Here is a 20,868-nt window from a genome sequence, read left to right as displayed (position 1 = left end):
AATGGGGTCTGGCGGGGTCTTTCCATTGTTTTTTTAATTTTCTTCCAATAAAATTAAAAGTATGCAAATTTCGCAGAATATTAAGACCTACACAATCAATCTTCTCGTTGTTCTGTTTATTGCAGCCGGCATTTTTGTTGTAATCGCAGGCCGAAACACAAAAGATGCGCAGATTTTCAAATTTCAGGAAAAGACTTTCAACAAAGGCTGGTACTACTACGATCACTACGGCGAAAAGGTTTATATTCCTTCACTCCCGGCACAAGTTCCTGCTGACGGAATGAGAGCCACAATCTACCACGAAATCAGCCCCAACGATTTGGACACAAGCTCAATCTGTTTTTACTCGCAGCATCAGGACGTCAAATTAAAGCTCAACGACCAGGAAATTTACTCATACAAGACCGTCACCACGCCCAAAACAATCAAATCCTACAGGGCAATCTACAATTTCGTGGACCTGCCTTCAATTTCAGAAAAATCAGTCCTCTCCATCGAAAGCGAGGCAATAATTGACATCTGCGCCGGAAAATACGAGGAAATCTTTTTGGGAGACAGCGCCCAGGTTCTTTTTACAATCATCTACAAGCACCTCAATAATTTCCTGCTTGGCGTTATGTTCATCGTAACATCCTTCTTCCTTTTCGGAACCCACCATCTTTTCTCCTACACAAACAAAAAGGACTACACTCTGCTGGACTTTGCCCTGCTCACTTTTTTCATCGGACTCTGGCAGCTGGATGATTCAACCCTCCTTCTTTTCTTCACAGGTAACCTTCCCCTCTTGTGGTGCTTCAAGTACCTCAACCAGTTTTTCATATCCCTCTTTACATTCCTTTTCATGAGAAGCATCACCGATCAGAAGAACCGCCGCTTCCTCAAGACATTTTACTGGGTCATCATTCCGGTCATTCTCCTTCAGTTTACACTCCAGTTTACAGGCATCAGGGCTATAAAAAACACCCTCTTCCTGTCCTATACAATCTACTTAATTTCTAGCATTTACGTATTAATTTCCCTCTTTAAAGAGGATTGGGTTAAGACCAGCAGATTTAAATATCTCTGCATCTTCTCAATGATTACTTCAATCATCGTATTTACGCTTGCAACCCTTTCAATTTTCAACACTTTATTCTTCAATTCAATAATAAGCATTGGAGTCGCCCTCACATTCACCTCAACGCTTTTTATTACCTATCAGAAGGAACTTAAGATTTTTAAAGAGGTAAGCAAGGCTGACATGTACAAGACCATGGCCTTCATCGACATTGCGACCGGCGTTTACAACAAAACCGCATGGTTTACCCTGGTCGATAATTTTGCCGAAAAGGCTGATTCGCATGAAGAATACTGCCTGATTGTCTTTGACATGAACCACCTCAAAAAAATCAACGACACCTTCGGCCATTTAATCGGCGATAAAATGATAAAGTCATTCTGCGACTGTCTCGTAAGTGTAGTCGGCAATATGGGAAAGATTTACAGGGTGGGTGGAGACGAATTCATCTGCGTCTGCCAGGATTTCTACCGCGAGAACGTAATGACCATGCTGCACCATTTTGATGAAGCCGTTAAAAATCAGGAAGAAAGCGAATACAAATTTTCCGCTGCCTATGGATATGAATTCTTCACCCCTCGTTCACCGGCTGACTTCAAAAGTGCCGTTGAGCGCGCTGATGAAAAAATGTACGCCATGAAAGTCGAAATGAAGGCTACAAGAGATTAGCTTACTGTAAAATCAATTGCCTCGTCGGCAGGAATTGGCTTCGAGAAGAAATATCCCTGAATCGTATCAGCACCGAATTCCTTAAGTCGCAGGAACTGGCGCTCTTCCTCAACACCCTCGATAATCATGTTTTTGTCCAAGTCGTGCATGAGGTGTATGATATTACGGATGAAAGAATCCTTGCCGTCAACCAGATAGGTATCAACCAAAGATTTGTCCAGCTTGATCACGTCAACCGGAATGTATGTGAGGTAGCCCAGAGAAGAATAGCCTGTTCCAAAATCATCCATGAGCAGGCGGATTCCCAAATCCTTGAAGCGGCGGAAAATGTCATCGGCCAGGACGCTCTTTTCCAGGAAGAGGCCTTCAGTAATTTCAATTTCCAGATAATGAGGAGGAATATCGTAGCGGTTGAGCAATTCTTCGACAAAATCCACGTAACCGTGATCGTTGAGCTGGTTGCTCGAAAAGTTTACTGAAACCGGATGCAGGGTTTTGCCCTGGTCACGCCATGCCGCAAGCTGCTTGATTACAAGCTCGGTGGTGATTCGGCCGATACGCCAGATCCAGCCGCTGCGCTCTGCAACAGGAATAAACTGGCCCGGATAAATGCCCGGTTCCTTCATTCGCACCAGGGCCTCGTAACCTGAAACCTGTTTGGTCTGGGTATCAATCTGGGGCTGATAGAGCATGAAGAAGCCGTCGTTGTCAAATGCAGCCTGCAATTTTTCTTTAATGCGGATTTCTTCGAGGGCCTTTTCCTTCATTTTATCGTCGTAAATTACGATACCGTTCTTGCCCCGGGTCTTTGCCTCATACATTGCCGTTTCTGCGTTGATGATGTGCTGTTCTGCAGGCGTAATTCCGTCGGAGCAGGAAGCGCCCATGCTGGCCGTAATCGCAAGGCTTTCGTCACCGAGAGGAATCGGAGCACGGATAGCCGCAAAAAGCTGGCGGACAGTCTGGCAATCCATGTCGAGAATTTCATCAGGAATAACAAGAAGGAGCTCGTCACCGCCAAAGCGGGCAATCTTCCAGCCGCCCTCTTCGACCATTCCTTTTAGAAGGGCAACGATGTACTGCAAAATGCTGTCAGCAAGTGAATGACCATAATTTTCGTTGAGCATTTTAAAGTCATCGATATCAATGATGACGACCGAATAAACGCTGTCCAGCTTCATTTTATCACGCAGCCAGGCCGTTATTGTGCGCCTGTTCAATACGTCAAGAATTTCATCGTATTCGGCCTGATAAGTGAGCTGCTCCTGAGAATCCAAAAGTGTCTTTTGCGATTTTTTAAGCTCGGCAATGTAGGTCATGGAAATCATTTTGCCGACTTTTGAATAAAGCAGAATAATAATGAGCGTTACAAAAAGCATTATTATTGTAGGAAGAATCTTGCCATAGTGAGACAGGAAAGACTCAGGCCGGTTATAGAAAATCGTATCCTTTGGAAGAAGGGAAAAATCCAGGTTAAAAGACTTCATGAGGCGGTAATCAAAAGCTGTGCGGCTTTCTGTGTGAGCATCGAGGGGCATTTTTGAAAGGTCGCCATTGCCCAGAGCCCAAATAAGCATCTGGCCGGCTTTATAGCACTGTTCCTCTACGTCCATGTGAACTCCGCCCAGAATACCCATTCCTTCGCCACCAACATAATTTCTGAAAATAGGAACCGATGCGGAACGGACGACCGTACTTGTGCGGGCAAGCATGGAATAAACATTGCTCTGCTTGTCAGAATAACAGGTCATGTAAATGAGAATGGAATCCTTTGGAAGCTCAGCAAGCAGGAAAACCAAATCAGTCTGTGACAAAAGGGAAGAATCCAAATCAACAAAAGAATATTCTGGATATTTCTCGCGAAGACTCCAGAAAATCTCGAAATCAGTTTTGCCCGAAGACGACTGGTCATGAAGGCCGATTAAAGTTTTTCGCTCCGGGAAAAGAGATATGGCAAGATTTATCGTTTCTTCAAGGTAGTCATTTTCGTAAAGACCGGATATGTAGGGATTTCGGGAAGCTTTTAAAGCCAGGTCATAATTGTTGACACCGAAGAAAATCATGGGCATGTTTGGAAAAAGCTCTGACTGATATTTGAGGGCGAATTCCAGGGCTGCGTCATCACCAAGAAGAATCGCTTCGTATTTTTTCATATTTGAGAAGCGGTTTTTTATAAAACTGTAAAACTGGTCGATTGAAGCACTGCCGCGGGCATCGGAATACATGTAGGCAACGTCATATTCAATTCCGTTTGGGTAAAGACTTTTTCCAAGGCCCTTTATCTGAGAATCGTAAGTAAAATAAAGCGGGTCATAAGAGCTGATAAACAAAACCCGATGGCGAACTTCTGCAGGCGGTTTTATTTCATCATTTGTATCAATCTCATTTGTGATAAAGCGGAGAAGAAAAATAAAGAGGACAAATATACAAAGGAGACTAAGCAAAAGCGAAAAATTTCTTAAAAAGATAAGAGTTTTTCTTTTATCCATAAATTTCCTTATTTTCAGAAAGTTGTATACCTATTATATACCGTTTCATACGAATTTCACAAGAAAATTTTATATTATTTCAATATTTTTCCTCCGCCTTAAGATCTGCAAATTCATGGTAATCAAAAGTTTATCGACATAAATCAATATTCTGAGTAATATTTACCCATGTTCAAAACACCACCTCACTTTGATTCGCTCGCAGAAGCCCTGGTAACTCTTTTTGGAAGTTCAGTAGCAATCGCACACACTGACAGACTGACTGGCGGCGACATCAACAAAGCCTATGGCCTCACGCTCAATAACGGCGAAAGGATTTTTATGAAGGCCAACGCCAAGGAAAACGCGCCATTTTTTACAGCCGAAGCCCTCGCCCTTTCAGCAATCGAATCCACTAAAACAATAAAGACTCCGAAAATCATCTGCACCGGAACAGACGCCGGCGAAGAAGCTGGATATTCATTCCTCTTTTTGGACTTCATTGAATCAGCAGCCAAAGTCAAAAATTACTGGGAAGATTTCGGTCAGGAACTTGCCGCCATGCACAAGGCAGATACTGAAAAATTCACCTGCGGCAAAAAATTCGGCTTTCTTCAGGACAATTTCATCGGAGCAAGAAAGCAGGAAAACAGGGATTCCGACAGCTGGATAGACTTTTTCCGGAATTCAAGGCTGGCTCCTCAGTTTAAGGAAGCGGACTCTTATTTTGATACAAACGAACGAAAGTTAGTTACAAAACTTCTTGACCACCTGGAAGACTTTTTGATTGAGCCGGAGCAACCTTCACTTTTGCACGGAGACTTGTGGAGCGGAAACGCAATGCCAGGCTCAGACGGTAAAGCATGGCTGATTGATCCGGCTTCTTACGTCGGACACGCAGAAGCAGACCTGGCAATGACCGAGCTTTTCGGTGGCTTTGAGCAGGGTTTTTATCAGGCCTACAAAGAAGCAAATCCCCTGCAGCCCGGCTATGATGAGCGGCGGGATTTATACAATCTCTACCACCTCCTGAACCACCTGAACATGTTCGGAGCGAGCTATCTAAATCCTGTAAAATCAATTTTGGAGGAATATACAAAATGAGCGAATACAATTTCGACGTTGCAAAAATCACAAATGAAGTCGTTGAATGGATCCAGAAATGGATTAGCGAAAACGGAAACGAACTAACGAAAGTTATTGTCGGTGTTTCCGGCGGAAAAGATTCCAGCGTAGTTTCGGCCCTTATGGTCAAGGCTCTGGGAAAAGAGCGCGTAATCGGTGTAATGATGCCAAACGGAGAACAAAAAGATATTTCTGATTCACAAACGTTAGTTAGTCACTTAGGAATCAAAAACTACACCGTAAACATCGCCCAGGCTTACGAAGGACTTCAATCAGCTTTTGCAGTAGCCGGAGTTGTTGATACTGACGAAAATGCTCTTTTTGATGAGAATCACGCTAAACTACTGAACGATAGTTTTTCTTCTGTATTCAGGACAAATACACCGGCCCGCCTCCGCATGGCAACCCTTTACGGAATCGGAGCTCAAATCGGAAACTGCCGCGTAGCAAACACCTGTAACCTGAGCGAAGATTTGGTCGGTTACTCAACATTCTACGGAGACGCAGCAGGAGATTTCGCCCCAATCAACAAGCTCACGACCGAGGAAGTCGTTGCAATCGGCGATTATCTCGGTCTTCCATCATCACTGACCCACAAGGCTCCAAGTGACGGCATGTGCGGCAAAACTGACGAAGACAACCTGGGCTTCACCTACCACGAAGTCAATGAGCTAGCCCGCAAGAACGTCAAGGGCGAAAATGCAGAAAAGATTATTGCCAAGTACAAGGCAAATCTCTTCAAGGTAAAGATTATTGCATTGCCTTGTTACAGGCCGAACCTCCCATTGTTCCTGGAAATATAATCACGCGCCCGCCGTGGAGGGGCTTGTTCCTGAGCGTAGCGAAAGAATGAGGGTGACCGAACCCCGAAAGGGCGGCAGCCAGTTGATTCGCGCCTTAAAATAAATTAAAATACCCAAATCAACTCAGGAGGTCTTCTTATAATGAAGAAAATTGTTTTACTCGCTTTGTCACTGGTTGCCGTGTTTGGTATGATTTCATGCGCAACAACAAGCACAATGGATCCGGCAGCTCAAAAACAGGCTGCAATCAATAAATCTTTCGATCAGGTTTATAGCTCACATGCCGGCAATCTCGTTATGGACGGAGCAAAAAATTACACTGTAAAAAAGGGTGACACCCTCACATCAATCACAAAGACTTTCTACGCTGGCGATGACGAAAATGGATATTACTTCCCGATTATCATGCTTGCCTCACGAAACGTCGTAAGTGACCCGGAACTCATCACACCAGGCATGAAGCTTACAATCCCGAACTTTGAAAAGAACATCAAGGATAAGGCCGTAGCCAAAAAGATGAGCACTTTCTTCCGCGACCTCACAGGCGTTTACCGACAGAAAGACACTCCTGCAGCAGCTGACATTCTCCCACACCTTATCGAGATTGCAGACCTGCTTGCAAAGGGCGGACCAACAGCAATCGCCGAAGCAGAGGCCGCAGCAAAGAAAAGTGAAAAGCCTGCAGCCACAGAAGCAAAAGAAACAAAATCAGAAGGAAGTAATTCTTCAAAACCAAAGACATCAACTGAACCGGTTGTAATGCCTAACTAATTTTAGCCATATCTAAATTTTTTTCTTTGCGATTTCCATTTTTTGAGTTATCTTTATTATATATCATACGATAAGGAGACCAAATTATGGAAATCACACTCACCGAATCAAACTTCGAAGCAGAAGTTCTCAAGTCAGATAAGCCAGTTCTCGTAGATTTTTGGGCATCTTGGTGCGGTCCGTGCAAAATGCTTGCACCTACAATTGAGCAGATTGCAAATGAGAATGATTCTATCAAAGTCGGAAAAGTAAATGTCGATGACGAGCCAGCTTTGGCACAAAAATACGGAATTGTAAGCATTCCTACAGTAATTTTGTTCAAAAATGGCGAAGCAGCAAAGACTTCAATGGGCTTTGTTCCAAAAGAAACCTTGGAAGCAATGTTCAAGTAAAGATTTTCATTCCAAGCCGAACTGACACCACAAATCGTGGAGTTCGTCGCTTGAGAAAACGAAAGACAGGTACATTGAGAGGTCGGGATAACCTTCTACATCAGGTTTTTCGGCCTCTCCCCTGCTTTCACACCCCGCCTCTACCAGCTTTTCCTTAAAGATTTCAAACTGTTCCTGAGTACACAAATGATTCAGCTTAAGGCTTGCCTCAATTCCGGCAAAATTCCCGCATAAAACGATATAAACCCTGTCTTTGAACTGGCTTGCGTAAAGCCTGCCCTGATATTCTTCGTATGTGAAAACGCTCCAAGAATCAAGCTCCGGCTCAGCACGGTGGCAGGAAATCGCCAGAAAAGAAATCAACAAAAGCGCAGTAAAAGGAATAAAACTCTTTCTCATAAAAAGAATTATAACAGATTGCGTAAAAATAAAAAACTTCCAGCTGAAACTGGAAGTTAGTTGGAGACGATCGGACTTGAACCGAGGCTTCTAGTCGCGCCTTCCTAGCGCTCCCGCCAGCCCCGCCTCCACTCGCTGACGGCGGCCTCCTTGCCGCCTTTTCGCCTGTCGGCGCGCTCGTTTCGGAAGTCGGTTCTCTGCTACCAGGAACATTTTTTGAACAAAAAAAAGCTGTGTCAATTACAGCGAAAATTACTGGAGACGATCGGACTTGAACCGACTACCTCTACAATGCCATTGTAGCGCTCTAGCCAGGTGAGCTACGCCCCCGAATAGATTCAGTATGACAGATTCCTGGAAAAAATTCTAGCCGATTAAGTCTAAATTATGTATCTTTTTAAAGGAAATGAACTTCTATAAAATGAAACGGGGGTAAACATGAAGTACCGAAGAAAAGAAACAGTTGAAGCCCTTCAGTGGAATGGTAGAAATCAGGCAGAACTCAAGGCATTTGCAGGCCAGTTCGTGATGTTTGATTACGCGGATGTGGACAAAGACGGCGTTCTCGATGCGCTTCTCAAAGTCAAAAATGCCGAAAAGATTGAAAAAGCCGAGCCCGGCGATTATATCGTACGCGGAAAAAAAGGCGACTTTTTCATCATGAAGCAGGCAGAATTCGAAGCTCTTTACGAGGAAGCGGAATAATACATTAATAATTGTATTCCCTAAAATTCTGAATTTTTTTCTTTCCGTTTTCTCAAAATTTCATTATCTTTTCTATATATAAATTTCAAATAGAGGTATAAAAACCATGGCAGAATATCAGTTTCAAACGGAAGTAAACCAGCTTCTTAAACTTATCATCCACTCAATGTATTCAAACAAGGACATTTTCCTTCGCGAAATTGTTTCCAATGCTTCGGATGCGCTCGACAAGCTCAATTACCTCAAGGTTTCGGACGAGACTTACAAGGGCGTAAAGAGCGAGCCAAGAATCGACATCACTTTTGATGACCCGAACAAAATCTTGACTGTTCAGGATTCTGGTATCGGTATGAACGAGGAAGACTTGAACAACAACCTCGGAACTATCGCACGCTCTGGAACTAAGGCTTTCATCGAAAAAATCGCAGAGGATAAGAACGCCGGAGAATCTAACCTTATCGGTCAGTTCGGTGTCGGTTTCTACTCTGCTTTCATGGCTGCTAAAAGAATCAATGTTTACACACGAAAGGCAGCCAGCGACAAAATCTATAAATGGTCAAGCGACGGTACAAACAGCTACACAATCGAAGAAATCAAGGCAGACAGCGACGAGGCTAAAAAATATGGCTTTGATAAGGCTGAAACCTGCGGTTCTGCAATCGAAATGCTCTTGAACGATGATTCAAAAGAGTACGCTTCACGATGGAAGATTGAAGAGCTTATCAAACGCTACAGTGACCACATTGCATTCCCGATTTACCTTCACTACACACAGAACAAATATGACGACAAGGGCAACATCACTGGAAGCGAGGACAAGGTTGATCAGGTAAACTCAGCTTCTGCCCTCTGGAAGAGAAGCAAGAGCGAGCTCAAAAAGGAAGATTACGACAACTTCTACAAGACAATCAGTCACGACGGTCAGGAGCCGCTTCACTATGTTCACACACACGCAGAAGGAACTCAGGAATACACAACACTTTTCTATGTTCCACAGAACGCTCCTTTCGATATGTATCAGGCTGACTACCAGAGCGGTGTCAAACTTTATGTAAAACGAGTTTTCATCACTGACGACGACCGCGAGCTTTTGCCGGCTTATTTGCGCTTTGTCCGCGGTATCATCGACAGTGAGGATTTGCCACTCAACGTAAGCCGCGAGATTTTGCAGCAGAACCGAATTCTTGAGACTATCAAGAGCGCAAGCGTCAAGAAATTGCTCAGCGAGTTCAAAAAGATGGGTGAAGCCGCTGACAAGGCAAAGAAGACTGAAGCCGACAAACGCAGCGACGACGAAAAGGCCGCAATCGAAAAGTGGAACAAGTTCGTAAAGAATTTCAACCGCCCGATGAAGGAAGGCCTCTACTCAGACTACGCAAACCGCGAGGAAATCTCAGAAATCGTCCGCTTCAAGAGCACTGATGCAGCCGGCACTGGCGACGACAACTGGACAAGCTTTGCCGACTATGTTCAGAGAATGAAGCCTGAGCAGAAAGCAATCTACTATATTACAGGAACCGACGAAAAGAACTTGCGCGCTTCACCACTCCTCGAAGCATACAAAAAGAAGGGTTTTGAAGTCCTGATTATGGCTGACGAAATTGACGACATCGTAATTCCAAGTCTGATGAAATACAAGGAATTCGACCTCAAGGCTGTAAACCGCGCCGGAAGCGACGACGAGCTTGGCGTTGACAAGGACGAGGCAAAGAAGAAGGAAGAAGCCTTCAAGCCAGTTCAGGAAAAAATCAAGAAGGCACTCGGCGAGCGCGTAAAGGACGTCGTGCTTTCAAAACGACTTTCTGACTCACCGAGCTGTATCGTAGTTGACGAGAACGATCCTGGAATCCAGATGGAGCGCATGATGCGTGCAATGGGTCAGGCCGGCCCTGGAATCAAGCCAATCCTCGAAATCAACGGCGACCACGCAATCGTCAAGACACTGGAATCTTGCACGGACGAAGCCTACATCGCAGACGTGAGCGAAGTCCTCTTTGACCAGGCATTGCTTGTAAGTGGTGCTGAGCTCAAGGATCCGATGGAGTTCGTTAAGGCAATGAATAAATTGCTTAGCAAGTAAAACATTATAAAGCCAATGAATGCCGCTTCCTATGTGGGGAGCGGCTTTTTTGTGTATGCCATTCTCTTTCAGCGTGAATTCTGCTAGAATATTTCTGTTAAGAGAAACAATTCATGAAAGAAAACGAGACAATCAATACAAATCAGACTGCGGAAGAAGAAAAGGCTCAGGCTCTTCTTGAGGAAAAGGATTCTGAATCCCGCCTGCGAACTTATTCTGGGCCGGCGGCAATTGCAATCACCGTGCTTTTGTGCCTTTGGACGGCTTTCCAGCTCTGGTTCAGCACTTTCGGCGTTATCAGCGCGATTAATCTTCGGGCTTTCCACTGCATTTTCTTGCTTGCATTTACTTTCTTGCTTTATCCTGCCTACAAAAAACAGAAGCGGGTTCGAAAATTTCCGCCGATTGTTGACTTAGTTCTTATTTTGGCGGCTGTCTTTACTTTCGGATATCTTATAACCCATTACACTGAAATCGCACGGAACGGCGGACGAATCAATAAATATGAGGTCTGGATTGCGGCGGCGGCTATTCTTGTTGTTTTTGAGGCTTCACGTCGCACTTCTCCAAACCTTGCGATTCTTGCGACTGTCTTTCTTGCTTACAATTTCTTCGGAAAATACATTCCGGGTCAGCTTGGGCACAACGGATTCACTCTCAAGCGAGTTTTAATCACTCAGTTCTGGGGAACTCAGGGCGTTTTGGGAACCGGCATCAGCGTTTCTGCGACTTACATCTTCCTTTTCGTTGTTTTCGGCTCATTCCTTAAATATTCGGGCTTTTCAAAGTTCATCAATGACTTTTCGCTCACTCTCGTAGGTCAGACTCCGGGCGGTCCTGCCAAGGTTGCGGTTCTTGCTTCGGCACTCATGGGAATGATTAACGGTTCAGCTGTCGCAAACGTGGCCACCACAGGTACGATTACGATTCCGCTGATGAAGCAGACCGGCTACAAAAAGGAATTTGCCGCCGCTGTTGAGGCAACGGCTTCCACAGGCGGTCAGTTCTGCCCTCCGATTATGGGCGCAGTCGGCTTTGTAATGGCAGAATTCCTCAATTTGAGCTACACCGCCGTAATGATTGCTTCGATTCTTCCGGCTTTCCTCTATTATCTGGGACTTCTGGTTGCAGTTCACTTTGAGGCAAAACGGCTCGGTCTTTCGGGAATCGCAAAGGAAAACATTCCGAACGCACTCAAAGTCGTAAAGGAAGAAGGTCATCTAGTCCTTCCGCTGGTAATTTTGATTGCTCTCATGTGCAAGGGCTTCACTCCGCTTCTTGCGGCAGTAATTTCAATTTTCGTGACGATCGGAGCAAGCTGGATTCGGAAGGAAACCCGCATGACTCCTGACAAAATCCTCGCCGCCTGCGTTGAGGGAGCAAGGAGCGCAATCGGTGTCGGAGTTTCCTGTGTCATCATCGGCGTGATAATCGGAACGGTAACGCTCACGAGCCTGGGATTGAACATGGGCTATCTGATCCTCAACGTTGTTCCAAGCAATTCGATTTACCTGACAGGATTTTTGGTAATGCTGATGTCGATTATCCTCGGCATGGGAGTTCCTGGAGTTGCCGCCTACGTTATCGTTCAGGCAGTAGCCGTTCCGGTCTTAATCAAGGTTGGAATCGCACCGCTTCCGGCACACATGTTCTGTCTGATTTACGCATGCCTTTCAAACATCACGCCGCCGGTCGCAATCAGCTGCTATGTCGCTTCGGGAATCGCAGGCTCAAATCAGCTCAAGACAGGACTTCTTGCAGTCCGGCTGGGGCTCATCGGATTTTTGATTCCATTCTTCTTCCTGGGAAATCCGGTTCTCCTGATTGGCTCAAGCCCGGACTTCACGCTGGCACAAAGCCTTTGGGCAAGCATTACGGCCGCAGTCGGAACAGTCACGCTGGTTGGAGCACTTGAAGGCTGGTTCCTGAGGAAATCGGGCTGGATTGAGCGCGCAGCCCTTCTGATTGTAGCCCCGCTTCTTCTTTACGCAGGAGTCACGACTGATTTTATCGGATTCGGAATTCTGGTCGCTGTGATTGCGTATCAATTGATTAGGAATTTTCGTGCAAGGGATTGAAGGGGCGCGAAGCGTTGCGGAACAAAGTGAAGCAATGAAGCGAACAGCGGAACCCCGGAAAGCCCGACCGGCACTTGTGCCGGTTGCACCCAAATAAAATAAAAGGAGTTTTTATGAAAAAAACAACAAAAGTATTCGCTGCCATTGCTGGCACGATTCTTGCCCTTTCACTTGCTTCATGCAATGAAAAGAAAACAGCCGCAGCTGGCTCACACGAGAAAGTCACAATCAAATTCCCGACAGCGGGAGCAAGCGGCGCACTTTACGCAGTCGGTGCCGCAATCACAAACCTCTGGGACACACAGATTGACTTCGTAAGCGCTTCAAGCCAGGCTTCAAACGGCGGAATCGACAACCTCAACCAGATTGCAGACGGAGAATCACAGGTTTCAATCGCAATTTCATCAAACTGCTGGCAGAGCTTCAACGGAACTGACAGCTTCAAGGGAAACGCAAACAAGGACTTGCGCGTAATCGCAGGACTTTACTTTAACCCGAACCAGGTCGTCGCAACAAAAAAATCAGGAATCGAACAGATTGCAGACGTAAGGGGAAAGCATTTCGCAGTAGCAGCTGCTGGTTCTTCAGTCGAAGGTGAATGCAAAAACCACTTCACCGCAGTCGGCATGAACTATCCAAGCGACATTCAGGCAGAATACATCGCATTCGGAGACGCAGCAGACATGCTCCAGAACGGAACAATCGACGGCGCATGGATTATGAGCGGTGCACCGGCAGCAGCAGTCAGCCAGGCATGTTCAGCAGGATGCCATCTCGTAAACATCGGCGATGACGTAATCGCAAGCCTCAAGAAAGACTATCCGTGGTACGCAAAATTCACGATTCCAGCTCAGACCTACCCGGGACAGGACTCTGACGTTCAGACTTCGGCAATCAAAATGGTAATGTTCACATCAACAAGCCTCGACGAAGAAACAGTCTACCAGCTCACAAAAACACTCTGGGAACATATCGCAGAACTCGGTGAAGCACAGAAAAACCTCAAGGGCCTCACACCGGAAGCAGCCGTAGTAGACATCGCAGGCCTCCCACTCCACGACGGAGCCGCAAAATACTACAAAGAAGCTGGGATTATTAAATAAAGGGATTTAGAGGGGCGCCACTCGTCCTAAGGACGGGGCGGGTGTTCCGCCCTTCGCTTACGCTCATTGCCAGCAAGCTGGCAACTTCGGGGCTCCATACCCTGGCGCGGGAAAGATTTCAAAAAATTATTTTTACCAAACAGTCTTTACATCGTATTTGGGGATTATTGTATCTCGCGTAATTATCGTAAGATTTTCTGACTGTGCAAGTGCAATAATAAGGCGGTCAAACGGATCACGATGAATAAAATCAAGAGTTTTTGTCTTTTCGACATGAGAAGAAGTCATTGGTATTTGTATAAAACCTGCGTCCCTACATAATTCATCTAATTCTGTAATAGCAAGTGTTTCATCAAGTTTTCCTAATTTTTGTTTAATAGCAATTTCCCAAAGAGAAGCCATGCTATAAAAACATTCTTCTGATTCCATAATAGAGCGGGCTTTTTCTGAAAGTTCATTATTTCCTTGTGCATACCAAAGAATTGCATGTGTATCAAGCAAATATTTCATTACATGTACTCCGCAAAATCCGCAAGGGGTTCATCAAAATCAGGAGCAATATAACTTATTTTATTTTTGAGCGCACCGAAATAGGACTTTTTTTTGGCAGAAGTATGTTTTGCTTTATTTTTTTTATTAACATTATTTGCAATATATGCCAGTAAATAAAGCTGCTCTTCTAATGAGAATTCAAGAATCTGATTCTGTACATAAGCAAGTGCACCACTCATACACACACCTCCGTTACAAATAGTATACCACAATTTGTTGTAAAACACAGCTATTTTAGTAATTTATAATTGATTAAAACCTGTTATGTATTATTTTAAAGCATTTCGAATTTCATTTGTAATAGAACTTTGCAAATTTGCTACAATCTTTGAAGACAATTCTGTTATTAAGTCTTCCTTGTTAAAGCTTTTCAAATTATCAAGTGAAGCTTTTTCTTCAAGTAATAAACTAGGTTCTATTTCTAATTTTTCAGCAATCAAAGCAATCATTTCCAAAGGCGGAGAACTTTTCCCCTTTTCGATTAATCCTATATAATTTTGATTTTTCCCAACCAATTCAGAAAGTTTTTCCTGCGTAAATGGGGGATTATGACTTTTTCGAAAAAAGCGAAGATTATTTGCAAAAATCTCTCGGATTGCAAAAGAATTCATATTGTAACTATGCGATATTTTTTAATTTATTTTTACAATCTCAAATATTTGAAACTTTAGATATTGTCAAAATTTCAAATATATTGTATTTGTTTAAATAAATATAAAATGTTTGATTCTTTATCAAATCAATAATATAAGATTTGAAAATCTGTATTTTTCATGGAGCCTCTAATGAAAAAAATTTTATTTTTGCTATTTTTTGTTCTTTCTTCGTCTTTCTTCGCTCAAGAATATGGTTTAATCTCTAACGCAAGAGATTACATGGTCTTGATAAATAAATCAGGAAATGACGATACTTTTAGAATAAAAATCAGAGTTCCAAGAGGTTCAAGAACATCTGCCAATGCAGATGCATTTTCTTTTTCTCTAGATTCTAAAGTTCAAAACGAAGATCGCTTTGCTACATATATGACATGCACTCTAAAAAACGGTGAAAAGAAAAAGTCAAAAGAAGAATTTGATTGGAATCAAGTCGACCTTGTAAAAGTAGAATCGAAAAGTGGAAAAAAGTACACATTAAACATGTATTGTAAATTTAATGATTTGTATATTGAAATTTTACCTTATGAAGATTGGTAAGAGACTTAAAATGTTTACAATTAAAAAAAAATTTATTCTCCTCATTTGTTTTGTCTTTTTTTTACCAGAACTTTTTGCCAAAAAATCAAATTTAGATACCATAATTAATTCTATAAGTGAGTCTATAGTTTTTACTCTTCAAAAAAACACATCCATTGCTGTCCTTGATTTTAAGGCAGATTCAAAAAAGCTTGGTAGCTATATTAAAGAAAAACTTATTTCAGATATTATGGAAGTAGATCAAAACAACAAGCTCATAATTGTTTCAAGAGATGAATTTGATAAATTAGAAAGAGAATCTGAATTTCAGTATTCTGGATATGTTGATGATGAGACTGCAGTTTCACTTTGCAAAAAAATTGGTGCACAAGCATTGGTTGTCGGAAAAATTGAAAACTTAGGTAATGACTATGTACTTACGGTTAAATTATTAAATGTTGAGACCGCAGAATACTTATTTTTTAAAACATATACTATCGCAAATGATATAAAATTCAAAAGTGTTCAAAATTCAGAAGAAAAAGAAATAGAAACACCTGTCTTAAAAGTATTTAACAATTCATACACCTATAATGGAGATGTATATGTTGAAACAACAAATTCGCTTCTTTATAAAAGTATTTATAGTTTTGAAAAATACAGAAATGTAAAGTATAACAAAGAACATGAAATCGATATTACAGAATTTATAACTAATCTTGTAAAAGAAAACCCAGGTTTATCTGAACAATTAAGTTTTCTAAAAAATGGAGAATATACTATTATTGAGACAAATTCTACCGGGAATAAAAATGGAGAAAACTTTACCTCCAAAAGTGTTTATCGTTATGATGAAAATAGAATCTACATAAACTCAGATTTTATTAGATAATCCAGAAAAGAATAAAACCAAACACAATTACTAAAGAGAAAGAACTGGGGCGTTGCGGGGAATCCCCGCAGAGGGGGTAGCGGAAACCGCGAAGCGGTTGGAGCGAGGGGGAAACTTCCCCCTTCCCCCTATTCCTTGTGATACCTGTACGCCCCTTCGATTGCGTGGATCAAGTCTACTATCAGCGAATTGTAATGGACTTTTACGTTGTAGAGTTTTGCCTGCTCGACGATGGCGCCGTTGATTGCGTCGATTTCGGTCAGGCGGCAGTTCATTACGTCCTGGCTCATTGATGAATAGCCTTTGCCGGCGTCTTCGCACACATGATGAACCATGTTGAGCACTTCCCGGTATGAAAAATGGGTTCCGTCGGCTTCGGCTACGTCTACTGCCTCACAAATCATTTTTTCTGCAAAGTCCCAGGCGTACTTGTTTTCTATCATTGAGCCGATTGGAGCTCGCGTAATTGCCGTGAATGTATTGATTGAAAGGTTTACGAAAAGCTTGCTCCAGATTACCCGCTGAATGTCGTTCGTCTTTTCGACCTTAAAGCCGCATTCTTCGAGGATTGCCTGGATTTTGTCGAGGTTCTTGTTGTTTTCGAGATTGCTTCCGATTGTCGTTTCGCCGCTTCCGCTGTGTCGGACTTTTCCGCCGCCCATGTTTACGGAATTGTGCTTGCTTGTTCCAATGATGATGTTCTTTTTGTTGACGTATTTTGCGATTTTGCGGTCATTTCCGGCACCGTTCTGAAGTGTCATTACGAGGGTTTTATCGCCAAAAAGTTTTTTATTGTCACGAAGCGCGTCTTCGGTGAAGGTTGACTTTACGAAAACGACGACCAGATCAGCAGCTTCCTTGTATTCTCCGGAAATGCAGGCCTTTACGTTCTTGAAATTTTCTTCCCTGCCGTCTTCCTCAAGGACTGTTATTCCGTTCTGATTGATTGCTTCAACCTGCTTGTCAAAACTGTCAAGCATGATGACTTCATGATTGCGGCTGAGATATGCTCCGTAAAGGCATCCCATTGCACCGGCACCGATAATAACGATTTTCATATATTGCCCCCCGAAAATCTATTTTTACTTGAGGAAAATTATAGCACTAAGTGTTATTCTTCACAAATTCGGTAATCCCAGTTGTGCTTGGGGTAGCGGCCTTTCATTTCCTTACAGATTTCAATCCATGCACCGGTCCAGAAATGCTCAAGGTCATCGGTGATTTGAAGTGGACGGCTTGCAGGAGAAAGGAGTTTGAGCAGAACCGGCGTTCCCAAAATCTTCGGGGTCTCAAAGCAGCCGAAAATCTGCTGGATTATTATTTCCAGTGCGGGCTGTATCTTTCCGTCCGCTTTCTTTTCATACTTGATTTTACGCTTCCGTCCGTTAGCCAGAGTGAGCTGCAGGGGAACTTTTGAATCGATTTCAGCTCCGTCAAGATACCAGTAAAGGGCATCATAAATGTCCTGGGCGTTGATTTTTTGTGACTTAACGAACGGTCGTAACCATTCTTTCGCATTTTTCGCAAGAGAATTAAACTTTTTCTGCAATTCAGAATCTGAAACAAGTTCAGAACGTTCATTTTCTGGCTGATTTTTGATGTAAAACTCGGTTCTCAGCAGAAAATCTGAAATTTTGCTATCGAGCGGTAGTGAATCCAGGCCTTTTTTGCCGACAAGGTCACAAAGTGCCAACGCAAAGTCTTCTTCCGAAGGCGGCAGTTTCTTTTCCTTGATTATAATCGCGCCGTAAGCCAGAACTTCCTTTTTCTGAATCGAAAGATTTTTGAAATCGCTTCCGTTCGTTAGTCCTACAAATTCCGTTCTTATTTCAGACTTCGCATGATTCTTCAAAAACTCTTCGGCCTGATTTTCAGAAAGCGCCTCAAAAGAATAGATTTTTCCAGTCCGTTCCCCGGCATCAACTTCAGGCGCAACAAGCCAGATCGGAAAGGAAGAAAGCCGAGCCTGAGAAAGAAGCTCACGGCTAAGCCAGGCCTTCCGCCCGCTCGGAAACTGATATTCAGCACGATCAGCATTCGCTTGTGTCTCAGGAGAAATTCTGGCAATTCTGTCAGGAAAACCTGATAAAACAGGAGATTTACCGGCTTTTTCCGCACATTCTTGCGAGGCATTCAATCCTTTCAATCGACGTTTCAAATCATTCAAGAAAATCTTCTGCCGCTCCGGGCTTGCTTTGGCATATTCCGAAAAAGGAAGAACCGATTCCGCTCCGCCCGCAAGAGCCACACAGGCAAACCGGGGATGGAGACCAAGCTTCAAAACAGCCTTTCCTTTTTCGGTAATTCGTGTAGATTTTATACCGAGTGAATCTTCATGAATTTCAAGACAATCCAGATTTTCTAGCAAAAACTTCGCTGCATTCCAGGCAGATTCATTAGGCCGGGTAAGCCAGTCTAGTTTTTCAATTTCACCCGCTCCCCATTCGGCACATTCAAGCACAAGCCCTGTCAAATCGGCACGCAAGATTTCAGGCTGATTTTGCTCCAGCCGCACATCATGCTCACCCCACAAACGAACACATTTTCCGGCAGCAACTCGACCAGCACGCCCCGCACGCTGCTCTGCACTGAAAAGGCTTTCGTTCTCAGTCACAAGGTGTTCCATCCCAAGAGCAACATTCATTTTATTCACACGGCAAAGTCCAGAATCCACGACAATCGTAACGCCGGGAACAGTGAGTGAAGTTTCCGCAATTGCAGAGGAAAGAATCACACGGCGAGGAGAATCCACTGAACACGGACGAAGAATCTTTCGCTGCTCACCCAAAGGCACGGAAGAATGAAGAATCAGAATTTCTATTGAACTATCGGAAGTTAGTTTTTCTTCAAGCTCAGCTTTTGTTTTTCGAATTTCATAAATGCCAGGCAAAAAGCAAAGAATTGTATCTGAGCGAAACTTTGAGTTTTTTTCAAGAATAAATCTTTCGTTTTGTGGATTCTTTTTATAACTATCGTTAGTTTTTAATTCTTCCAAAATCGCATCCGCAACGCTCAAGTTCGGCTTGTATTCAATCTCAACCGGGAACTGACGCCCTGGAATCTGCATAACAGGTGCTGGTTTTTCCTTACAACCCAAGTATTCTGCTATCGAACGATAGTTAATAGTTGCACTCATCACGATTACAAACAAATCATCGCGAAGCTGCATCGTCTCTTTTAAGAAAGCAAGTGCCAGATCAGAATGAATCGAACGCTCGTGAAACTCATCCAGAACAATCACATTCACATCTTCCAAAAGCGGATCAACCTGCAAGCGCCTTGTCAAAATTGCCTCTGTAATAACTTCAAGCCGAGTCCGTGCCGAAACTTTTGAGTCAAGATGAAGCCTGTAACCCACCGTTCCGCCAGTTTCCTCGCCAAGCAAATCCGAAAGCCTGTCCGCAATCGCACTCGCTGCAAGACGACGAGGTTCAAGCATCAAAATCTTTCCATCAAAATGTTCCAGCAAAGCAAGAGGAACTGCAGTAGATTTTCCAGCAGCTGTTTCAGCAGTAAGAACGAGAAAACGAGATTCAGAAGATTTCAGAGTATCACAAATCTGGTCAAGATACGGATATATCGGAAGATTGGAAAGTTCAGGATTCATTTGAGACCATTATAATAGAAAAGAATCAAATTAATGAAGTTGTGTTAAGCAATCACTTAAACGGATCCTTCGACTGGTCCACGGTCATCAATTCATCCACATTCACGCCAAAATTCATTCTCTGCACCGACTTCAAAACCTGCTGATAACTGTAAGTCTTTTTTTCTTCTTTCTGCGCATTGAGAGCGGCAAGGACTTTCTTACAAGGTTTATATTTCGCGGCGCGGGCAAAAAGTTCATTGCGTGGAACAGCCCTTTTGGTCACTTTTAAATCCTCGGCAATCTGGCTCACAACGATGTCATCAATTCTCGCGCTTATTGAAGATGCCAGAACGTAAGCCTTTCGGACAGATTTTTCTTTGGTATCATAATAGAAAACTTTTGCGGCCTCAGGATTTTCCGTCGCAAGTCCATCCTCTGTTTCTTCCAGAGATTTTGCAATTCGAGCGGCAAATTTCAGAGGATTTTGTGGACTCTCAATCTTCTGGGACAAAGTTGAATCCGAATACAAGAAAGTTTTTTCAATCGCAACAGCATTTTCACAATTCAATGCAAAAACCGTATTTTCAAGCCAGAAATCCAAGTTATCATGAACAACATGAATGTATTCCGTACCTTTGACTGGAATTTGTTCGACATATCCGCTATTTTGAGAATCTTCCGAACTTTCGTTAGTCAGATTCTTATTCTCTGTCGAATTTTCTTTTTCATCAGGCACAAACTTCGTATCAATCACGCCATCAATTTCAAGCACGGAAATGTCATCACCACATGATAGTTTTATCACAGGGTGCATTTGTTCATCGCGCCCGAAAAGGCAAAGACCAGCTTTTTTACTCAAAATTTTTCCACTTACAAACGTCTCGACAGGCTCCGGCTCCGGCTCTTCTTCAACGATCACATCTTTTTTTGAACAGGAAATATTAAAAATCGCCGGCAAAGCGAAGGCACAAAAAACAAACTTACTTAAATTCATATTAATAATATCGGCAATT

The 20,868-nt window shown here is 43.2% G+C and carries 19 protein-coding genes and 2 tRNA genes; 11 read left to right on the top strand and 10 right to left on the bottom strand.

Features of this window, described 5'->3' with window-relative positions; genetic code table 11:
- Positions 1-61 precede the first annotated feature (61 nt).
- Positions 62-1,726, top strand: a complete 1,665-nt coding sequence (locus HNP76_RS02490) for a sensor domain-containing diguanylate cyclase (protein WP_184657119.1) — start codon at positions 62-64, stop codon at positions 1,724-1,726.
- Here the strand turns inward: HNP76_RS02490 and HNP76_RS02485 are convergent.
- Complete coding sequence (locus tag HNP76_RS02485) at positions 1,723-4,215, bottom strand: bifunctional diguanylate cyclase/phosphodiesterase (protein ID WP_184657117.1); 2,493 nt, start codon at positions 4,213-4,215, stop codon at positions 1,723-1,725. The genes HNP76_RS02490 and HNP76_RS02485 overlap by 4 nt on opposite strands.
- 168 nt (positions 4,216-4,383) lie before the next feature.
- Here HNP76_RS02485 and HNP76_RS02480 point away from each other — a divergent pair, with 168 nt between their 5' ends.
- The 4 genes from HNP76_RS02480 to trxA all read left to right on the top strand — a co-directional run bounded on the left by HNP76_RS02480 (position 4,384) and on the right by trxA (position 7,285).
- Positions 4,384-5,298, top strand: a complete 915-nt coding sequence (locus HNP76_RS02480) for a fructosamine kinase family protein (RefSeq protein WP_184657115.1) — start codon at positions 4,384-4,386, stop codon at positions 5,296-5,298.
- Positions 5,295-6,122: an NAD(+) synthase gene (gene nadE, locus HNP76_RS02475; protein ID WP_184657112.1), complete on the top strand. Its 828-nt coding sequence runs from the start codon at positions 5,295-5,297 to the stop codon at positions 6,120-6,122. Before HNP76_RS02480 ends, nadE begins: the two co-directional genes overlap by 4 nt.
- 141 nt (positions 6,123-6,263) lie before the next feature.
- Positions 6,264-6,893, top strand: a complete 630-nt coding sequence (locus HNP76_RS02470; RefSeq protein ID WP_184657111.1) for a LysM peptidoglycan-binding domain-containing protein — start codon at positions 6,264-6,266, stop codon at positions 6,891-6,893.
- An 86-nt stretch (positions 6,894-6,979) separates the two neighbouring features.
- Positions 6,980-7,285 (top strand): thioredoxin, encoded by a 306-nt coding sequence (gene trxA, locus HNP76_RS02465; protein WP_184657109.1) that lies wholly within the window; start codon positions 6,980-6,982, stop codon positions 7,283-7,285.
- Between the two features lie 6 nt (positions 7,286-7,291).
- On the opposite strand, the gene HNP76_RS02460 is transcribed toward trxA, so the two are convergent.
- The 3 genes from HNP76_RS02460 to HNP76_RS02450 form a co-directional block, all read right to left on the bottom strand.
- Entirely contained in the window at positions 7,292-7,684 is a 393-nt protein-coding gene (locus tag HNP76_RS02460) for a hypothetical protein (RefSeq protein WP_184657107.1), read from the bottom strand.
- Positions 7,685-7,745: 61 nt separating this feature from the next.
- Positions 7,746-7,814: transfer RNA gene (locus tag HNP76_RS02455), tRNA-OTHER, on the bottom strand.
- 126 nt (positions 7,815-7,940) lie between these two features.
- Positions 7,941-8,014: transfer RNA gene (locus tag HNP76_RS02450), tRNA-Ala, on the bottom strand.
- Between the two features lie 108 nt (positions 8,015-8,122).
- On the opposite strand from HNP76_RS02450, the gene HNP76_RS02445 reads away from it, so the two are divergent.
- The 4 genes from HNP76_RS02445 (at position 8,123) to HNP76_RS02430 (ending at position 13,650) form a co-directional block, all read left to right on the top strand.
- Entirely contained in the window at positions 8,123-8,389 is a 267-nt protein-coding gene (locus HNP76_RS02445; protein WP_184657105.1) for a hypothetical protein, read from the top strand.
- A gap of 106 nt (positions 8,390-8,495) precedes the next feature.
- Positions 8,496-10,469, top strand: a complete 1,974-nt coding sequence (htpG, locus tag HNP76_RS02440; protein ID WP_184657103.1) for a molecular chaperone HtpG — start codon at positions 8,496-8,498, stop codon at positions 10,467-10,469.
- Positions 10,470-10,582: 113 nt separating this feature from the next.
- A complete protein-coding gene (locus tag HNP76_RS02435; protein ID WP_184657101.1) occupies positions 10,583-12,547 on the top strand; it encodes a TRAP transporter permease in 1,965 nt (654 codons plus the stop codon).
- A 113-nt stretch (positions 12,548-12,660) separates the two neighbouring features.
- Positions 12,661-13,650 carry a TAXI family TRAP transporter solute-binding subunit gene (locus HNP76_RS02430; RefSeq protein WP_184657100.1) on the top strand — a complete coding sequence of 330 codons (990 nt, stop codon included), beginning with the start codon at positions 12,661-12,663 and terminating at the stop codon, positions 13,648-13,650.
- A 132-nt stretch (positions 13,651-13,782) separates the two neighbouring features.
- Here HNP76_RS02430 and HNP76_RS02425 read toward each other — a convergent pair whose 3' ends face one another.
- From HNP76_RS02425 to HNP76_RS02415, 3 genes are all read right to left on the bottom strand, one after another.
- Complete coding sequence (locus tag HNP76_RS02425) at positions 13,783-14,160, bottom strand: type II toxin-antitoxin system VapC family toxin (RefSeq protein ID WP_184657098.1); 378 nt, start codon at positions 14,158-14,160, stop codon at positions 13,783-13,785.
- Positions 14,160-14,381: a DUF2281 domain-containing protein gene (locus HNP76_RS02420; protein WP_184657096.1), complete on the bottom strand. Its 222-nt coding sequence runs from the start codon at positions 14,379-14,381 to the stop codon at positions 14,160-14,162. The genes HNP76_RS02425 and HNP76_RS02420 overlap by 1 nt, the downstream gene beginning before the upstream one ends.
- 90 nt (positions 14,382-14,471) lie before the next feature.
- Positions 14,472-14,813 (bottom strand): helix-turn-helix domain-containing protein, encoded by a 342-nt coding sequence (locus tag HNP76_RS02415; protein ID WP_184657095.1) that lies wholly within the window; start codon positions 14,811-14,813, stop codon positions 14,472-14,474.
- Between the two features lie 174 nt (positions 14,814-14,987).
- Here HNP76_RS02415 and HNP76_RS02410 point away from each other — a divergent pair, with 174 nt between their 5' ends.
- Both HNP76_RS02410 and HNP76_RS02405 read left to right on the top strand, forming a co-directional pair.
- The gene (locus tag HNP76_RS02410) at positions 14,988-15,395 is read left to right on the top strand and encodes a hypothetical protein (RefSeq protein ID WP_184657093.1); all 408 of its coding nucleotides are present in this window, start codon (positions 14,988-14,990) and stop codon (positions 15,393-15,395) included.
- Positions 15,382-16,266: a hypothetical protein gene (locus HNP76_RS02405; protein ID WP_184657091.1), complete on the top strand. Its 885-nt coding sequence runs from the start codon at positions 15,382-15,384 to the stop codon at positions 16,264-16,266. The genes HNP76_RS02410 and HNP76_RS02405 overlap by 14 nt, the downstream gene beginning before the upstream one ends.
- Positions 16,267-16,394: 128 nt before the next feature.
- Here the strand turns inward: HNP76_RS02405 and HNP76_RS02400 are convergent, their stop codons facing one another.
- The 3 genes from HNP76_RS02400 to HNP76_RS02390 are packed head-to-tail and all read right to left on the bottom strand — an operon-like array spanning position 16,395 to position 20,849.
- The gene (locus tag HNP76_RS02400; RefSeq protein ID WP_184657089.1) at positions 16,395-17,324 is read right to left on the bottom strand and encodes a ketopantoate reductase family protein; all 930 of its coding nucleotides are present in this window, start codon (positions 17,322-17,324) and stop codon (positions 16,395-16,397) included.
- A 53-nt stretch (positions 17,325-17,377) separates the two neighbouring features.
- Positions 17,378-19,873, bottom strand: coding sequence for an ATP-dependent RNA helicase (locus HNP76_RS02395; protein WP_184657087.1), 2,496 nt, complete (start codon positions 19,871-19,873; stop codon positions 17,378-17,380).
- Positions 19,874-19,925: 52 nt separating this feature from the next.
- A complete protein-coding gene (locus HNP76_RS02390; RefSeq protein WP_184657085.1) occupies positions 19,926-20,849 on the bottom strand; it encodes a hypothetical protein in 924 nt (307 codons plus the stop codon).
- Positions 20,850-20,868: the final 19 nt, after the last annotated feature.

The organism is Treponema ruminis (genome assembly GCF_014201975.1).
GTDB classification, from domain to species: Bacteria; Spirochaetota; Spirochaetia; order Treponematales; family Treponemataceae; genus Treponema_D; species Treponema_D ruminis.
This window is presented reverse-complemented; position numbering and strand designations above follow the sequence as displayed.

What these genes read in the sequence shown, in the direction of transcription:
- HNP76_RS02390 (WP_184657085.1), bottom strand. Translation starts at nt 20,849, where the DNA reads ATGAATTTAAGTAAGTTTGTTTTTTGTGCCTTCGCTTTGCCGGCGATT.
- HNP76_RS02435 (WP_184657101.1), top strand. Translation starts at nt 10,583, where the DNA reads ATGAAAGAAAACGAGACAATCAATACAAATCAGACTGCGGAAGAAGAA.
- HNP76_RS02420 (WP_184657096.1), bottom strand. Translation starts at nt 14,381, where the DNA reads ATGAGTGGTGCACTTGCTTATGTACAGAATCAGATTCTTGAATTCTCA.
- HNP76_RS02460 (WP_184657107.1), bottom strand. Translation starts at nt 7,684, where the DNA reads ATGAGAAAGAGTTTTATTCCTTTTACTGCGCTTTTGTTGATTTCTTTT.
- HNP76_RS02410 (WP_184657093.1), top strand. Translation starts at nt 14,988, where the DNA reads ATGAAAAAAATTTTATTTTTGCTATTTTTTGTTCTTTCTTCGTCTTTC.
- nadE (WP_184657112.1), top strand. Translation starts at nt 5,295, where the DNA reads ATGAGCGAATACAATTTCGACGTTGCAAAAATCACAAATGAAGTCGTT.
- HNP76_RS02445 (WP_184657105.1), top strand. Translation starts at nt 8,123, where the DNA reads ATGAAGTACCGAAGAAAAGAAACAGTTGAAGCCCTTCAGTGGAATGGT.
- HNP76_RS02470 (WP_184657111.1), top strand. Translation starts at nt 6,264, where the DNA reads ATGAAGAAAATTGTTTTACTCGCTTTGTCACTGGTTGCCGTGTTTGGT.
- HNP76_RS02400 (WP_184657089.1), bottom strand. Translation starts at nt 17,324, where the DNA reads ATGAAAATCGTTATTATCGGTGCCGGTGCAATGGGATGCCTTTACGGA.
- HNP76_RS02480 (WP_184657115.1), top strand. Translation starts at nt 4,384, where the DNA reads ATGTTCAAAACACCACCTCACTTTGATTCGCTCGCAGAAGCCCTGGTA.
- htpG (WP_184657103.1), top strand. Translation starts at nt 8,496, where the DNA reads ATGGCAGAATATCAGTTTCAAACGGAAGTAAACCAGCTTCTTAAACTT.
- HNP76_RS02490 (WP_184657119.1), top strand. Translation starts at nt 62, where the DNA reads ATGCAAATTTCGCAGAATATTAAGACCTACACAATCAATCTTCTCGTT.
- HNP76_RS02425 (WP_184657098.1), bottom strand. Translation starts at nt 14,160, where the DNA reads ATGAAATATTTGCTTGATACACATGCAATTCTTTGGTATGCACAAGGA.
- HNP76_RS02405 (WP_184657091.1), top strand. Translation starts at nt 15,382, where the DNA reads ATGAAGATTGGTAAGAGACTTAAAATGTTTACAATTAAAAAAAAATTT.
- HNP76_RS02395 (WP_184657087.1), bottom strand. Translation starts at nt 19,873, where the DNA reads ATGAATCCTGAACTTTCCAATCTTCCGATATATCCGTATCTTGACCAG.
- trxA (WP_184657109.1), top strand. Translation starts at nt 6,980, where the DNA reads ATGGAAATCACACTCACCGAATCAAACTTCGAAGCAGAAGTTCTCAAG.
- HNP76_RS02415 (WP_184657095.1), bottom strand. Translation starts at nt 14,813, where the DNA reads ATGAATTCTTTTGCAATCCGAGAGATTTTTGCAAATAATCTTCGCTTT.
- HNP76_RS02485 (WP_184657117.1), bottom strand. Translation starts at nt 4,215, where the DNA reads ATGGATAAAAGAAAAACTCTTATCTTTTTAAGAAATTTTTCGCTTTTG.
- HNP76_RS02430 (WP_184657100.1), top strand. Translation starts at nt 12,661, where the DNA reads ATGAAAAAAACAACAAAAGTATTCGCTGCCATTGCTGGCACGATTCTT.